This is a genomic window from Bacillus sp. FSL R5-0712 (assembly GCF_038593285.1).
Taxonomy (GTDB): domain Bacteria; phylum Bacillota; class Bacilli; order Bacillales; family Bacillaceae; genus Bacillus; species Bacillus safensis.
The window spans coordinates 812,169-828,172 of the sequence record NZ_CP151981.1; the positions used below are offsets into that span (position 1 = coordinate 812,169).

Annotated in this window: 16 protein-coding genes; 7 read left to right on the forward strand and 9 right to left on the reverse strand. The window is 41.0% G+C overall.

Annotation, left to right across the window (positions count from 1 at the left end):
• Window positions 1–52 precede the first annotated feature (52 nt).
• Window positions 53–538, reverse strand: a complete 486-nt coding sequence (locus tag NSU11_RS03845; RefSeq protein ID WP_008341777.1) for a phenolic acid decarboxylase — start codon at window positions 536–538, stop codon at window positions 53–55.
• A 112-nt stretch (window positions 539–650) separates the two neighbouring features.
• Between NSU11_RS03845 and NSU11_RS03850 the strand changes: the two genes are divergently transcribed.
• Together NSU11_RS03850 and NSU11_RS03855 are read left to right on the forward strand one after the other, a co-directional pair.
• Window positions 651–1,208 (forward strand): PadR family transcriptional regulator, encoded by a 558-nt coding sequence (locus NSU11_RS03850; RefSeq protein ID WP_024426629.1) that lies wholly within the window; start codon window positions 651–653, stop codon window positions 1,206–1,208.
• A 104-nt stretch (window positions 1,209–1,312) separates the two neighbouring features.
• Window positions 1,313–2,419: a nitric oxide synthase oxygenase gene (locus NSU11_RS03855; protein WP_197172175.1), complete on the forward strand. Its 1,107-nt coding sequence runs from the start codon at window positions 1,313–1,315 to the stop codon at window positions 2,417–2,419.
• 308 nt (window positions 2,420–2,727) lie between these two features.
• Here NSU11_RS03855 and NSU11_RS03860 read toward each other — a convergent pair whose 3' ends face one another.
• The gene (locus NSU11_RS03860; RefSeq protein WP_197172178.1) at window positions 2,728–4,137 is read right to left on the reverse strand and encodes an MFS transporter; all 1,410 of its coding nucleotides are present in this window, start codon (window positions 4,135–4,137) and stop codon (window positions 2,728–2,730) included.
• A gap of 117 nt (window positions 4,138–4,254) precedes the next feature.
• On the opposite strand from NSU11_RS03860, the gene NSU11_RS03865 reads away from it, so the two are divergent.
• Window positions 4,255–5,142: a LysR family transcriptional regulator gene (locus tag NSU11_RS03865; protein WP_024426626.1), complete on the forward strand. Its 888-nt coding sequence runs from the start codon at window positions 4,255–4,257 to the stop codon at window positions 5,140–5,142.
• Between the two features lie 264 nt (window positions 5,143–5,406).
• Here NSU11_RS03865 and NSU11_RS03870 read toward each other — a convergent pair whose 3' ends face one another.
• Window positions 5,407–5,679, reverse strand: coding sequence for an acylphosphatase (locus NSU11_RS03870; protein WP_024426625.1), 273 nt, complete (start codon window positions 5,677–5,679; stop codon window positions 5,407–5,409).
• A gap of 122 nt (window positions 5,680–5,801) precedes the next feature.
• Between NSU11_RS03870 and NSU11_RS03875 the strand changes: the two genes are divergently transcribed.
• Window positions 5,802–6,452: an MOSC domain-containing protein gene (locus NSU11_RS03875; protein WP_034623126.1), complete on the forward strand. Its 651-nt coding sequence runs from the start codon at window positions 5,802–5,804 to the stop codon at window positions 6,450–6,452.
• Window positions 6,453–6,492: 40 nt separating this feature from the next.
• On the opposite strand, the gene NSU11_RS03880 is transcribed toward NSU11_RS03875, so the two are convergent.
• From NSU11_RS03880 to map, 3 genes are all read right to left on the reverse strand, one after another.
• Window positions 6,493–6,630 carry a YflJ family protein gene (locus tag NSU11_RS03880; protein ID WP_064497716.1) on the reverse strand — a complete coding sequence of 46 codons (138 nt, stop codon included), beginning with the start codon at window positions 6,628–6,630 and terminating at the stop codon, window positions 6,493–6,495.
• A 134-nt stretch (window positions 6,631–6,764) separates the two neighbouring features.
• A complete protein-coding gene (locus tag NSU11_RS03885; RefSeq protein WP_087978305.1) occupies window positions 6,765–6,926 on the reverse strand; it encodes a hypothetical protein in 162 nt (53 codons plus the stop codon).
• A gap of 323 nt (window positions 6,927–7,249) precedes the next feature.
• The gene (map, locus tag NSU11_RS03890) at window positions 7,250–7,999 is read right to left on the reverse strand and encodes a type I methionyl aminopeptidase (protein ID WP_024424611.1); all 750 of its coding nucleotides are present in this window, start codon (window positions 7,997–7,999) and stop codon (window positions 7,250–7,252) included.
• A gap of 189 nt (window positions 8,000–8,188) precedes the next feature.
• Here map and nagE point away from each other — a divergent pair, with 189 nt between their 5' ends.
• Window positions 8,189–9,556: an N-acetylglucosamine-specific PTS transporter subunit IIBC gene (gene nagE / locus NSU11_RS03895; protein ID WP_042968202.1), complete on the forward strand. Its 1,368-nt coding sequence runs from the start codon at window positions 8,189–8,191 to the stop codon at window positions 9,554–9,556.
• Window positions 9,557–9,574: 18 nt separating this feature from the next.
• Here nagE and NSU11_RS03900 read toward each other — a convergent pair whose 3' ends face one another.
• Complete coding sequence (locus NSU11_RS03900; RefSeq protein WP_254968651.1) at window positions 9,575–10,333, reverse strand: DUF817 domain-containing protein; 759 nt, start codon at window positions 10,331–10,333, stop codon at window positions 9,575–9,577.
• Window positions 10,334–10,528: 195 nt separating this feature from the next.
• Here NSU11_RS03900 and NSU11_RS03905 point away from each other — a divergent pair, with 195 nt between their 5' ends.
• Window positions 10,529–11,032 (forward strand): DoxX family protein, encoded by a 504-nt coding sequence (locus tag NSU11_RS03905; RefSeq protein WP_024424614.1) that lies wholly within the window; start codon window positions 10,529–10,531, stop codon window positions 11,030–11,032.
• A gap of 44 nt (window positions 11,033–11,076) precedes the next feature.
• Here the strand turns inward: NSU11_RS03905 and NSU11_RS03910 are convergent, their stop codons facing one another.
• Window positions 11,077–11,664: a YjgB family protein gene (locus NSU11_RS03910; protein WP_342493798.1), complete on the reverse strand. Its 588-nt coding sequence runs from the start codon at window positions 11,662–11,664 to the stop codon at window positions 11,077–11,079.
• 98 nt (window positions 11,665–11,762) lie between these two features.
• Window positions 11,763–13,745, reverse strand: coding sequence for an LTA synthase family protein (locus NSU11_RS03915; protein WP_342493799.1), 1,983 nt, complete (start codon window positions 13,743–13,745; stop codon window positions 11,763–11,765).
• 579 nt (window positions 13,746–14,324) lie between these two features.
• Here NSU11_RS03915 and NSU11_RS03920 point away from each other — a divergent pair.
• Window positions 14,325–15,983 (forward strand): pyridoxal-dependent decarboxylase, encoded by a 1,659-nt coding sequence (locus NSU11_RS03920; RefSeq protein WP_024425283.1) that lies wholly within the window; start codon window positions 14,325–14,327, stop codon window positions 15,981–15,983.
• Window positions 15,984–16,004 lie beyond the last annotated feature (21 nt).

Sequence of the window (16,004 nt, forward strand, 5' to 3'; positions counted from 1 at the left end):
TCATTTTAGCCCTTTTTCACCAATCTAAAGCGGCACTTGGCGTGCCGCTTTTTTATTTTCGTCCAGCTCTTATTTCATCTGTCATGCCTTCATATGGTGCTTCTGCGATAATGGTTTCGTCATTCACACCTGCATGATGGATATACGTAATGTCCGCAAATTCTGGGACAACATATTTCGGATAGGTTTCGTATTTTTCACGAGATTCTTTCATGAGATCGATGTAGTCATTTTGATAGCAGACGGTGATGTCTGGACGTTCATGCACCCATTTCGGGAAGAAGATGACGCCATGCATGCGTTTTTCTTCAGGCATAAAGTTCAGAGAGACGTCTGTCCCAGTTGGTTCTGTCCAAGAGACTTTGTATACGCCTTTTGTCAGCTTCACAATATTTACTTCTTGATCACGGACCCAGCGTCCTCCAACCATTCCGCTATGAATGCGGTAATCAATGGTGTGATCGTTTTTAATGTAAATCTCATATTCCCAGCCATTTTCATACGTATAAATCATATGAAGTCCAACGAATTGATCCATGTTTATTCCTTCTTTCATTAGAATGATGTTTTTTCAAACATGTTGTGATTTACATGTTTATTTTAAAGTCTATGATATACTATTGTCAAAGAATAAGCGTTGGAGGCCCATCATGAGAGTACTAAAATATGCCATTCTTGGCTTGCTGGATCAGCATGAGCTGACGGGATATGATATCACGAAACATTTTAAAGATTCCCTTGGACAGTTTTGGAGTGCGAAGCACAGTCAGATTTACCCTGAGCTGAAGCGTCTCACAGAGGAAGGGTTTATTGAATTTGATATTCACATACAAGGAAAAAAGCTGGAGAAGAAGGTCTATCAAATCACAGCGGCAGGAAAAGAAGAATTGCGTCAGTGGTTAAGAACAAAAGATCCGATTCCGGAAACAACAAAGGATGAATTCATGCTCAAAACCTTTTTCATCTCCTCCATGGACAAAAAAGAAGCGGCTGACCTGTTTGCCTATCAACTTTTAGAGCGCACCAAGAAAGTAGATGTGCTGGAACAAAAGCTGCACGCTTTGACAGAGGAAGACCCTTCTGCTGAATCACTGCATTCAGCGCAATTTGGGCATTACTTAGTGCTGACAAGGGCAATCGAAAGGGAAAAAGGCTATGTACGCTGGCTCCAAAAGACCCTTAAACGAATTGATTCATCTATGATCTAAGGACAATGGTCGGATGATTTGATAAAAAATGGTTTGAAACGAGTGAATTTATCAATAGAAACCGCTACAATGGATATATTCGTATTAAAGTGAGGCGAGTATGTTTGAGTAATCAAGAAGCGTTGTGGAATGAAGCAGAAGCTTTTATTTCTGTATGCTATGAAGAATTAAACAAGTCAAATGAAGAGAAAGCAGCACGTCTGCATGAAATAAAAAAAGAAATTGAGTCTGAAGGAATTTATACGCATACACTAGAGGAATTAGCTCACGGGGCGAAAATGGCATGGCGCAACAGTAACCGCTGCATTGGCCGTTTGTTTTGGTCGACCCTGCAAGTGCATGACTGCCGGCATGTAAAGACAGAGGATGAGGTGAAGGAGGCGCTCTTTCATCATATTGAGTATGCGACAAATGGCGGGAAAATCAAACCGTCCATTACGATCTTTCCCCCAGAGAAAAACAGACAGAAGGAAGTCGTCATTTATAATCATCAGCTCGTTCGTTATGCAGGCTATGAAACGGAATACGGCATCGTCGGCGACGAGGCATCTCTTGAATTAACAAAATTATGTGAAGCACATGGCTGGAAAGGGGAGGGCACACATTTTGATATTCTGCCTCTCATGTTTCAGCTAAAAGGTCAGCCGCCTGTTCTATATGAGCTTCCGAAAGAAATCGTCCAAGAGGTAGAGATCACCCATCCTGAATATGATGGATTCCGTGATTTGGGACTAAAATGGTATGCGGTCCCGATTATTGCTGATATGAAATTAGAAATTGGCGGTATTCATTACAATGCTGCACCGTTTAATGGCTGGTACATGGGCACAGAAATTGGCGCACGCAACCTAGCGGATGAAAACCGCTACAATATGCTGAAAAAAGTCGCTTCTCTTTTAGGACTGGACACAACCAAGAATGCGTCCCTTTGGAAGGATAAAGCCATTGTCGAATTGAACGTGGCGGTTCTCCATTCTTATCGCGAAGCAGGGGTAACCATTGTCGATCACCATACAGCAGCACATCAATTCAAGCAGTTTGAAAAGCAGGAAGAAAAGGCTGAACGCAAGCTGACCGGGGACTGGACATGGCTGATTCCGCCAGTATCACCAGCTGCTACCCACATCTTCCACAAGCATTACGACAATACCATTGTGAAACCAAACTATTTTTATCAGGAAAAGCCCTATCACAGGACAGAAAAAGCCTAGCGAGAGCTATATGTAATTCCATAAAAAGATGTCTTTTATCATAATACATGTGTCCTCTCATATGATGTTGAACATTTAAATTGATTAAAACAAAAGGGATAGATATCTATCCCTTTTTATTTATTTATGATGACCACAAAAGATCTCTTCCTTACTACAACAATGGGCGAAAGTTTGCGCTCTCGCATTCCACTTCTGGATGACTTTCTCACCCTGAGGCTGTTTATCCTTTTGCATTCCCTGCCAAGTTTGATCCCATGAGGACCATTCTTGATATTAACAGTTGTTATAACATTCAACTCCAATTTTTATTTTTTGTTTGAATTGCTTGTACTCGGTTCATCCAATTGCTCAGAATATCTGAGCCGCAGACTTATAAATACTAAGACCAATGCAATGACCGTTAGGAAAACCCCAAGCAATCGGAATCCTGTAAAGGTGAACGCACCTCCCATAATGATACCTGTCAACAGTGAAGATAAAATTGTACCCAAGTATCTTGATGTATTAAATAGGCCAGATGCTACACCAGCAATTTCTTTTGGAGAGCTTTTAAACAAAGCTGCCTGCATACCAACAGCGTTTAGCCCGTTGCTAAAACCGAATGCGGCTAACGCCAGGCACACACTGATGACTGGTGAACTTTGCGTCCATGTCACGATCCACACTGCCCCTACTACCATCAGTAATGAGGATACAATCAATGCAGGTCTGGGTCCTGATTTACCGACCCATTTCCCTGCTATTGGCGAAGCTACAATCGAGCTCAAGCCCAAGGTTAACATAAGAATCCCTGTCTGGAATTCACTGACATGACGTACCATTTGCAGGTATGACGGAATCCCAAAAAAGAGTGAATAATAAAGGAAGTTAACTAGCAAGTATTGTATATTGACCCAAGTCATCCCTGGATATTTGGCGAAGGTGCGTAAAGGAATAAATGGCGACACTGTTTTTAGCTCATGTCGTACGAATATTCCCACCGCAACGAGCCCGATTAGCACAACAACGATATTCCCCATAGAGAAATGCCCAGATGATTTCGCTGCCAGCAAGCCAACTAGAAGGGCAATCAGACCCACCGCAAAGAGCAGAATTCCTGGCACATCAATCACACCCAGTAATTTTCGAAACGACATGTCACGTGAAACCGTTGCTGCTGGCCCATCATTAGGAATCATTTTCCAAGCTAATATAAAGCTCGCCACTACAAACGGGGTATTGACGATGAAGATCGCTGGCCAGTCCCACCATTGAATAAGTACTCCTCCGGCAAAAGGTCCTATAGCTGCCGCACCGGATAGGAAAATTGATAAACCTGCTAAAGCATCTGATTGCTTTTCTGTAATATGAATGCGTACTATAGCTGTTCCAACTGCAATCAGCATACTAGTTCCGATGGATTGTACGATTCTGAACACAATAAGCCATCCGAAATTTGGAGAAAATGGAGCCAGAATAGAAGAAACTAAGGATACAACAAGACCAGCCAGAAATATCTTCCTCCTGCCGAATAAATCACTAGCCTTCCCCATGACAGGTTGGGCGATAGCACTAGCGATATAAAATGAAAACACAATCCAGGAAACAGCAGTAAAATCAATGCTATACACATGTTGCAACCTAGCAATAGCAACAGAAATCATTGATGAATTTAAAGGGTTTAATAATATACCTAGTCCAACGGATATCATTAACCATCTGCTACGAGAATTCATTTTTTCTCCCCCTTTAAATTTGTTATATTGATATCTTACTTGGCATTTTACATTCATTCCAACGCATTTAAAGTTATGATATCATTGACCAAAAGGAATGATTGGAGAGAAAATGAAATGGAACTCCTTCAACTACAATATTTTCTAGAGGTAGCTCGATTAGAGCATGTAACTGAAGCTGCACGAAGCCTCCACGTTACGCAATCGTCGCTAAGCAAAACGATTCAGCGTCTGGAAGAAGATTTAGGGGTGCCTTTATTTGATCGCACAGGCAGGAAACTGCGTTTAAATGAATTTGGCAACAAATTCATTCGTCGCGCGGAAAGGGCTTTGTTTGAGTTGGAACAGGGAAAACAGGAGATTAGCGATTTGTCTAGAGGAGAATCTGGCACACTAAAGCTTGCGGTAACCACAGCAAGCACTTTGCCTCAGATTATGCGAGAGTTTCGTAAAAAACGTCCTAATATCCAATTTCATGTGCAAATGCTGACCACACTGGAAATGGTCACGCTTTTACATCGAGGCGAAGTCGATTTTTGCTTGTCGTCCTCTCCTTTTCAAGGGGAAGACATCGAATGTCAAGTTGTCTTTGTTGATCCCATTCTTGTAGCAGTTCCTAATGGGCATCGACTGGCAGACCGAACTAGCGTATGTTTAACAGAACTTAAGGATGAATGCTTTGTCGGTATGAAAAGAGGATACGGCACTCGTGATTTAGTAGACTCTGTATGCAAATCGGCTGGAATTGACCTTAAATATGTGTATGAGGGCGATGAACCTACACGTTTGATCAGTCTTGTAGAAGCTGAAATTGGACTTGCCTTCATACCAAGCACAGCAAAAATATCATGGGGAAAGATTAAATATTTGCAAGTTGAGAATCATGAACTTGTACGTGATATCGCTTTATTATGGCATACAAGTCGATACATGACGCAAGCTTCATTGGAATTCCGTAAAGTAGTTCTAGACTATTTTGAGGCAATATCGAACCAGTCCAATTAATCTTATGCATGACTCGTACCGATTCGATGTTTTTACGAGGCCTAAGTCCCAACCAGCCTCAAACATATTTCTACAAGTAGATGGTGATGAACAGTTTACTTGACGGAATCAATGTCCCACGCCTCCGTACGTTCTAGCCTGGCTACTGATAGATTAAATCTAAATAAAAAAAGTTCAACCAGAAAGTTCTGGCTGAACTATATCATACGAAAGTTCCGTCTAACTATCATGAATAGGAATAATGTTTACATATAGCTAGGTTTTTTATGACCGTATTCGAAAATCCTGATAATGAGCAAGCTCGGTGAGCGGCTCCATTTGCATGTCGGTGACTTTTGAAAAAGGACTTCCTTTCCGGACAGTCTCTAAGAAATCAATCACTTTCTGCTGCTCACCCTCTACCTTTAACTCGACATGACCTTCATCTGTGTTGCGTACCCAGCCTTTCATTCCACGATTGACGGCTTCTCCCTGAACAAAATAACGAAAGCCGACTCCTTGTACACGTCCTTTTACAATGGCGTGATAATGAATCATGGTCATCTCTCCTTTTTTCACATCGTACCATAGCCTGCATCTGATCTTCACGCCTCGACTATGATTTGATTGTCAAACGATGTAAAATAAAGGCCAGTAGACAACCAAAGGAGATGGCCATCGTGGGACAAAAGAGATACGGCATAGAAGGAATCCAAGTGGGACAACCTATCATTACATATGCAAATGGAAAAGAAATCAAAACAGCCATCAACAAAAGGCGCATTCATGAGCCTGTGTATTTAAGTCAGGTCAATTTTGAAGGAGATGGTCAGGGGGATTTGGTTCATCATGGGGGTTATGATAAAGCCGTCTGCGTCTTTCCGTATGATCATTATGCTCACTTTGAACAATTTTTAGGGGTGCCATTACAGGAAGCTGCCTTTGGCGAGAATATAACAGTACGCCAGCTAGTCGAAACGAATGTGCATATTGGCGATGTGTTTCAGCTTGGAGATGCATTTGTTGAGGTGAGCCAGCCAAGACAGCCTTGTGTGAAATTGTCTCTTAAGCATGGCAACATGAAGCTTGTAAAGGAAGTGCAAAAAACAGGGTATACAGGCTTTTATTTACGTGTACTGAAAGAAGGCATGGTGCCGCCTGATGCATCGCTAGTACTAGTAGAAAAAGCGTCCCATCACATTACGGTCCATGAGGTCAACGAAGTCAAATATCGTCAAACAAGTCCAGAGAGACTGAAAGCCGTTCTTGAAGTAGATGCTTTAGCAGATGTGGTGAGGAAGTCTTTAGAAAAACGAATTCAGCACATTTAAAAAAAGCCGTACATCATTAAGATGTACGGCTTTTCAGCGTTTATGAGCTGCGTTTCTTTTGCTCAAGAAGATTTGCAAGGAAATATGTTTTTAAGCTTTGAAGCTTTCTTCCTTCATGCTTAGTCACACCAAGCTTCTTTAATTCTTCGACATACCAGCCTTTGCTACCATAATGCATGATAGAAAACTCCTTTCAATTGAAACTGCCTGCATTGTAACATCTCAAAAAAGGACGTGAAAAGCGTGCAGGTGTCAAGAAATGAAAACTGATTCTATCTGCCTATGATCCATGTATATGCTGGAAATATTGATTTATGAATTTGGCGGGTTGAGGGTAACGAGGATCATGCCGACCGTCATAATCATGATGACAACACCAAGATAGGTCATCATGGATTGTTTTTTCTTAATCCCTACAACCGTTAAGATAATACTTTCGATGAAAAAGATAACACCTATGATGATGAACCACATATCAAATAAGACCCCTTTCGCATATCTTTGCCTATTTTACCACAGGCTTTTTTGTTTAGTCGTGACAGATTCGTGAAACGGGCATGAAAAAATCCCCTCCAGTGAAGAAGGGGATACAGCGTGTAGACAAACCCTCGCATTCGTTGTCAGGTCTGCGCTCCGGTGCTCACGAATGTCAAATTCGCTCTGCTCCGCTGCTCGTCCTTCCTAGACTGCAAAGGTTTTCTATCACGCTGAAAAGAAGACAAAGGGCTAAAATCAACATCATTTTAGCCCTTTGTCAACAATCTGAATCCCCTCCAGTGAAGGAGGGGATAGCTGGCTTACAGCTTTGTTAAAATAATCGGTTCGTCTTTAGTGATCACAATCGTATGTTCAATCTGTGCGACTAGACTTTTATCTGGTGTTTTAAATGTCCAGCCATCATCAGCCTGATAAATCGATTCAGCATTTGTTGAAATGAAAGGTTCAAAGGCAATGACTGTGCCATTTTTAAACAAAGCATTATCGAATGGATCATAGTAGTTCAAGATATGGTTAGGTGCTTCATGCAGATTCTTCCCAATGCCGTGTCCTGTTAGGTTTTTAATGACGGTAAATCCTTGTTCTTTCGCTGTATTGTAGACCGCACGGCCAATTTGGTTTTGTCTTTTACCGGCTTTTGCATGCTTTAATCCTTCAAGGAACGCATCTTCCGCACACTTACATAATGCTTCAAGACGAGCATCACCTGTACCTAAAACGAATGAAATGCCTGTATCGGAATAATAGCCGTCCAGTTCTGCTGAGATATCAATGTTCACGAGGTCGCCCTCTTGTAAAATGGTTTTTTCACTTGGGATACCGTGTGCAACTTCATCGTTCACGCTGATACAAGTGGTACCAGGGAAGTCATATTCCTTTTCAGGTGCTGAATTGGCACCGTGCTCTTCTAATATTTTTTTCCCAATCAAATCTAATTCTTTTGTAGACATGCCTGGTTTCGCTTGGCTTTTCATTTCTTCTCTTGCCAAAGCGACAATTCGGCCGACTTTTTTTAAGGCTTCTAACTCATGATCATGTTTGACAATCACTGTTCATTCCCGCTTTCTATATCTTCATTCTATTCAATAGCTTACCACATTTTACGCAAAAAGAGTAAAGAGCGGAATTCAAATGGATGTGGACAAATTGGTATAGATAACTAGACGTGCATATGATATATTTTTTATGAACATCATGAATGCTTTGGTCATGATGATGACAAAGGGGGGGGAAATCAGATGGTGTTTCAGTTTTTTCAAAAGCTAGGAAAATCATTTATGCTTCCAATCGCTGTACTTCCAGCAGCAGGGATTATTTTGGCCATTGGGCGGGAGGATGTATTCAATATCCCGTTTATTCATGCGGCAGGGAATGCAATTTTTGCGAACTTGGCTTTAATTTTTGCGATGGGTGTAGCGATTGGTATTTCAAAGGATGGGAACGGGGCAGCGGCATTATCAGGAGCGATCTCTTATTTTATTTTGTCAGCCGGTACAACGTCGATTAACTCAACCAATAATATGGGGGTATTGGGCGGTATTTTATGCGGGCTTTTGGCAGGTTATGTTTACAATAAATTTAAGGATACGAAACTGCCGGAATACTTAGGTTTCTTTAGCGGAAGGCGGCTTGTGCCTATTATGACCGCACTTTTCACCATTCTATTAGCAGCCGTTTTCGGATATGTATGGCCGCCGATTCAAAGTGTAATCAATGATTTAGGAGAATGGATTTTAAGCCTTGGTGCAACAGGTGCAGGGCTGTTTGGTTTCTTTAACCGATTGCTCATTCCATTAGGACTTCACCATGTCTTGAATAACTTATTTTGGTTTCAATTCGGTGAATTCAGCGGGGCAACAGGGGATTTAGCGCGATTCTTTAAAGGAGATCCAAGTGCAGGTGTCTTTATGACTGGATTCTTCCCAGTGATGATGTTTGGTCTGCCAGCGGCATGTCTAGCCATGGTTGTAACTGCAAAACCTGAGAAACGAAAAGCAACAGCTGGTCTGATGATTGGGATGGCACTTACATCATTTATAACAGGGATCACTGAACCAATTGAATTTTCTTTTATGTTTTTATCACCACTTTTATATGGTGTCCATGCTATTTTGACGGGGCTTTCGCTTTTTATTGTGAACACCCTTGGGATTCATAGCGGCTTTGCCTTTTCAGCAGGTGCGATTGATTACGTCTTAAGCTTCGGTATTGCGCAAAAACCGATCTTGCTTCTTGTAGTAGGAATCATTTATGGCGTCGTGTACTTTGTCGTTTTCTATTTCCTCATTAAACTATTAAAGCTGAAAACACCAGGCAGGGAAGATGATGACATGGAAGATATCGCAACGGATGATGCGGTGACGGCAGGTGGGGCGAGTATGCTCGTAGAGGGGCTTGGCGGCAAAGACAATATCACCAACATTGATCATTGTGCCACACGTCTTCGCTTAACAGTAGAGGATACTAATTTATTAAATGAAGGTACATTGAAAAAAGCAGGTGCCAAAGGGGTGCTGACTTCTGGAAAAACATCCGTACAAATTATTATTGGAACGAATGTAGAATTTGTCGCAGATGATCTCCGTAAGGAAGTCGATCGAGATTAAAAAAAACGTTCAGCCAGGTCAAATGGGCTGAACGTTTTTTTGTTTACGCTGTTCGATCACTAGCACAATACTGATCACAACGAGTAAGAACCATGAGCTAATTTTCCCTAGATGAACAATGGACCAAGCATGCTGCTGATTTGGATATTGCCATGCGCCTAAAAAGGTGGTGACATTTTCGGCAATCCAAATAAAAAAGCCAATCAGGAGAAATGAAACAACAAGCGGCATTCGAAAGGAAGATGGTCCAACCTGAAACGAAACCGATGTTTTCCGAAACACAACAACAAGCAGACATGTCAGCCACCATCTGACATCATAAAGCCAGTGATGCGTAAAGAAATTGAGATAAATGCACAAACTGATGCCAATTGAAAGAAATGGATGAGGCCAGTCGGCCACTTTTACATGAAGTCGTGAAAATGCCTGATAAATATAACTAGCCACACTCGCATACATAAAGCCGCTATAAAGTGGAACCCCAAATATTTTTGTATAAGCTTCTTCTGGGTAGGACCAAGAGCCCATATGTACTTTATACACTTCTAAACAGATTCCTATGAGATGAAATAGACAAATGACCTTTAGCTCCGCCCAAGTCTCCAGCCGCAGCGTCAGCATCAGGATCTGAGCCGCGAGGCAAAGCAGTAGAATGAAATCATACCGGTGAAGAAAAGGAATAGACACCGTCTTTGATAGGGCAAGCGCCGCAAAGATCATGACGGGGAATAGACATGAGATGGCCTGTAAATAAGCAAAATGAAATAGTGTTTTCATACAAAATTAAACCCCTTTTTACGGTCTGAAATGACTTAGACGGTTTTCGCAAGGGAAAAGTTTACCTCAACTAGATATTCATGAACAATTTGTGAATATATATGTGAAAAAGATCACAAATTAGATATAGCATAGTATAATAAGATCATAAAGAAAATGTGAAATATTTCACATAATTTAAAAGGAGGCATCATCATGTTTACAAAATTCTTACAAACGAATGTATGGGCAGCCGTTATCCTTTTGGCAGCAAGACTTTATATCGGATGGACTTGGCTGACATCTGGTATTGGAAAACTAACAGGTGGATTTGATGCATCAGGCTATTTGCAATTTGCGATATCTGAACCTGTCGTCAAAGATGGTCATCTTGTGTATCCGTTATATGTATGGTTTTTAGAAAATGTCGCTTTGCCGAATGCCGGATTATTTAGTGCCATGGTCATGTGGGGAGAAATCTTAGTAGGCCTAGGATTAATTGTTGGATTGTTTACAACAACGGCAGCCTTTTTTGGAAGCGTGATGAATGTCTCTTTCCTACTAGCTGGAACTGTCTCTGTGAACCCGCTGCTTCTTCTGATCGCAGTCTTCATCATGGCAGCGAAAGGAAACGCCGGAAAACTTGGTCTTGATTATGTAGCAGGTCCAGTCCTCAAACGAAAATTGAAAAGAAAGCCGCAATTAGAAGTGGCATCATAATAAAAGAAAAGCATCCAGAGCATGTGCTCAGGATGCTTTTTTATTTAAGAATTGGCTTTTATCAAGTTGATATGCAGCACGGTGAGTTCATGCTGGCTGATATCAGGATCATGTCCAACGATAAATTCAAGCTCATAATCACCGGTTCGATACACATATTTTTTCTCTTTTGTCTGCGGAATGGTGCTCACTGAATCCGCTGGTCCAAGCTGTTTCTTTAGTAGTGCAGGGGTCATTCCACCAATATTCGTTTCTTTTTCTACATTCGTTCCGAAATAACGGATTTCATCAATCTTGCCTTTTGCATCATAGTGAAAAGCAAATCCTGGATTCCCCATTTCAGCGTGATAGAGATCAAAGCTGCTTTGTCCTGTTTCTGGGTATGGATTTCCGAGCTTATGATGAACGTCTTTTTTTGTTTGAACGCCTATTTTAAGCCCTTTTGCATAGTAAGGCATCTGCCCTTTATGTGCCAGCTCATAAATGCTGGTAAGCGCGGCTTTTGGACCTTGAGGAACGGATTGTTCTGCTGCTGGTTTGGCCGTGGCGTGTGCTGAGACAGCAGGGCTGAAACCGAATAGGGCAGACGAAGCAAGTGAGGCAGTCACGACAAAAGCTGCTGTTTTCTTCATGATAAATCCCTCCTTCTTCTCCTATACCCGGTGCAATCATGATCAAACGTAAAAAGAACCAGCTGATCAAGGATCGGCTGGTTCTTAGCATGAGAAAGTTATTTTGAAGAAGAGCTGGATTCATCTTTGGCGGAAGAGGAATCCTTTTCATCCTGTACTTTCTTTGTATAGTCATAGTCGTTGCGGTCAATCGGTGTAAAGCCTTTAGGTTTGTAGAAACGGAGTAAATCTTCGGTGACAATCTTATCAGATGTCTCCAGCATCTTTTTCACCGTTTCATTTTCTTGTGATGCCTTGTCAGTTGGCTCGATTTTCTCGCCTGTTTTGTTGCTGTAATAGTTATTGCCTACTTTCGTGTAGTCCTTAGACACGAAGTCACCGTTTCTAAATGGCACAAGCTCTTTAAAGTTCTTCGATAAGATATCAGAACCAGACATTAAATAGTTCTTCGTATCATCGCCAAGCAGGTGCAGAAGGGTTGGTGCGACATCGACTTCACCAGAGTATTTATGAATCTGTCCGCCTTTTACGCCAGGTACATGGATAAAGAGTGGCACACGCATGAGCTGTGCATTTTCATAATCTCCAATTTTTTGTCCAGTCACTTTTTCCATCGCATCATTATGGTTTTCAGAAATACCGTAATGATCTCCGTACATAATGACGACTGTGTTGTCATAGAGACCTGACTTTTTCAAATCGTTGAAGAACTGTTCAATCGCTTCATCTAAATAATGAGCCGATTGGAAGTAGTTATCGACGACAGAGTCTCCGAAGTCACCAGGTTCGAAATCAGTATCACCTTCATCCATTCCAAATGGGAAATGGTTCGATAATGTAATGAATTTCGAATAAAACGGCTGCTTCATGTTTTTAAGGATTGGCATGGATTCTTTGAAGAACGGTTTGTCCTTCAGTCCATAGTTCTTCGTATCCTGCTCGTTCATATCGTAGTACTCAGAATCGTAAAATCTGTCATATCCAAAGGACTTAAACATTTCATTACGGTTCCAGAAGGTTTTCGTGTTGCCATGGAATTCTGCTGACGTATATTGATCCTTCTTCAAAATACCAGGGAGTGCTTGATATGTGTTTTGCGCTTTGTTAATAAAAACAGAGCCCTGTGATAATGGGAATAATCCAGTATCCATCATAAATTCAGCATCAGACGTTTTTCCCTGTCCTGTTTGATGGAAGAAGTTATCAAAGTAAAACGTTTTATTGTCATGAGCTAGTGAGTTAAGGAATGGCGTGACTTCTTTTCCATTCACCTTATAATCAATGACGAAGTTTTGCAGTGATTCAAGAGAAATTGTAATGACGTTCATGCCTTTCGCTTTCCCGTAATAAGCGGGGTTAGGATCAGCGCTGTTCGCTTTTAAATAGTTCTCTACATCTGTTACGTCATTTGAATTTGCCAGAGCACGCTGACTGTTTGATTTCACATTTTGAATGGCATCAAACACAGTAAAGTTATAAGCACCTAAATATTTAACTAAATAATTGCGGTCGAACGATCTAGATAAAAGCTCTGGGCGATCGATTTCTGCAGCAACTAAGTTCAAAACAAAAATTACAACAGAGGACACAAGGACGAGTCTAAACGATTTTGACTTTTGAACAGGTACAGTGGCTGTACTTGTTTGCTGCTGCTTTTTCATGCGGACTGCAAGTACAATCAAAATGATTGTATCAATAAAGTAAAACACATCAGTCCAACGCATGAGTGAAAATGCACTATCACCTAATTGTCCGCCATTCGTTCCTGCCTGCATCACTGTAGGCAGCGTGATAAAGTCATTGAAGAATCGATAGTACACGATGTTTGCGTATAGTAAAAAAGACATGAAAAAGTGAATCACAATGATAGCGGCAGGCTGCCATTTTTTCTTGAACAATAATGCAAAGCCAAGAAAGAACAAGCTGGAGCTAATAGGATTCACGAAAAGCAAAATATGCTGAAGCACATTTGATATACCAAGTTTAAATTCGATTAAATACGCTGAATACGTTTTGAGCCATAGTAAGGTGGCTGCAATCAGAAAGAAGCCGAGACCTCTTTTTTGAATAAATGTTTTCATATAAACACTCCTTTTCTCCGTTAAACGGAAGAGGCGGAACGAAAGAAAACGAACCATTAGAATATACCACGAAATGCACAAATAGAAAAGTCATAACCAGTGAAGAGCCTTTGCAAGCCTGTCCGAGCAATAAAAGGAGAGAAAATGAAAATATTCGCCCGTCGAAAAACTTTTTATGAAAATCGACCTATTATTGACAGAAAATTCAGCAATTTTCCAGTTGCTATATCAATAAAACAGGTAAAAAGATACAAGTCTAAAGAATTAATTTAATTTCTACAATGGTCATTTAGAGAGTATTTCCATTGTTTATTAATGTTTATGCAGGTTAAACAAAAAAAATGAGCCATGTAATGGAATAAGACGATGGATAAAAATTCCTCCTATACGATATATCAATATATTTTTGTGTTTCGTGAACATAATGGTTTTCATGTGTTTTTTAAGGGTTTCATTTATTTTAATAAGTGAACAAATTATCTAAATATACTTAAGTGAACATATCGAGACTATAAACTTCTGAATTGGGGTCGATATAGACAGTGACAGGAAATCTTCCATTGAAAGGATTGATAGTATATGACTGTACGAGCAGAGAACCTCGTTCAGAACTGGTTTCCGAGTGAGGACGGAAATGCAGGAGAGCGTAAAGAACTCATCAAATTGATGGAGCAGATCATTTCAGGGGTCGATGACCTGAAAGATCCCAACCGTGCACACCTTAAAGGTGAAAAGAATCGTGGGGAGGACTTTTACAAAAAGCTCACTGAAACAAGTCAAATTCCGATGAACGGCCAGCAAGCGGAACTTGTGAATGAAGAATTACTGAAGCTTTTACATAACCATCCATACCACACCAAGTATTTCTTCACGAACATTTTGCCAATGGCAAGTACACCAGGAATTTTAGGCATGCTGACAGCTATGCTGGTAAACGGAAACAACCTTTGGGATGTTTATGGACCAGCAGGTGCGGAAGCTGAGGTCAGAGTGGTCTCAATGATGTCTAAGCTCATCGGATATGATCCAAATATGAGCGGGGGATACACAACATGGGGAGGTCAAGGAGCGATTTTTTCAGGACTTCGTTTAGCGATCGCAAAAGCTGCGCCGGAGTCACTGCGAAAAGGAGTTCCACAAAATCTTTATGCGTTTTGTTCTGATGCGGCACATTACAGCTTATTTAAGTCAATGGAAGCAACAGGACTTGGCACAAACAACTTAATCAGAATTAAGACGAATAAAGATCATTCAATGGATATGGAAGATTTGCGTTGTCAAATGGAACGTGTTGCACAGGGTGGCGGGATTCCCGTTTATATTGTGGCAACAACCGGAACAACAGATGCCATTGCAATTGATGATGTCAAAGGGGTACGTGAAACAGCAGAAGCGATTGCTGAAAAGTATGGTCTGAAGGTGCCGCATATTCATGCAGATTCGGCGCTGGGTGGATTCTTTGCTTTCTTTAATGAGTATGATGTATCAGAAAACCCGCTGCAATTCTCAGTCGGTGTTCTTCGTATGCTAAAAGAAATCAAAGCGAAATTCCAGCATCTTTCTCTTGCAGACTCGATGTGCTTTGATTTTCAAAAGCTCGGCCAAACACCTTACACATCCAGTTTATTCTTAGTGAAAAACGCTGCTGACTTAAAGCGTTTGGACCTGGAAGAACAAGAGACGCCATATGTTGGCCATAGAGGCTACGGTGAATACCATACGGGTTATACGCTTGAGTGCTCAAGAATGGGAAGCTCGATCAGTATGCTGAGTGTGCTCTTAACGTTTGGGGTTGAAGGCTATCAGCGCTTGCTCGGTCAATTCTTAGAAGTGAACCTTGCCTTCAGAGAAGCACTTAGTCGAGAAATTCCGCAAGCAGAAGTCGTGAATGATGACAACGTCGGAATGGCTACATTATTTAGAATTTACCTAGACGGCTCACCGCGTTTTCAAGAAGAGATTTCTGGTGAAGCGACTTCAATGGAAATTGAGCGAAACAATGAATTGAACAAAATGCTGTTTGAAAAACTTGGAGAGAAAAGAGATGAGATGTTCTTTGGCGATACAACGAAGTTTTTACTTGTCAACTCAAAAGAAGGTCAAGAATTCTATCTAAGTGTTAGTAAGTTTTTTGTCATCTCACCTTATACGTTACCAGAGCATATCCCTCATATCGTATCTTATTTAAAAGATGTGATTGCATCTGTTTGTGGACAATTTGAAAATGTACATGCTTAAATCAAATCTGAGAGTGGAGAT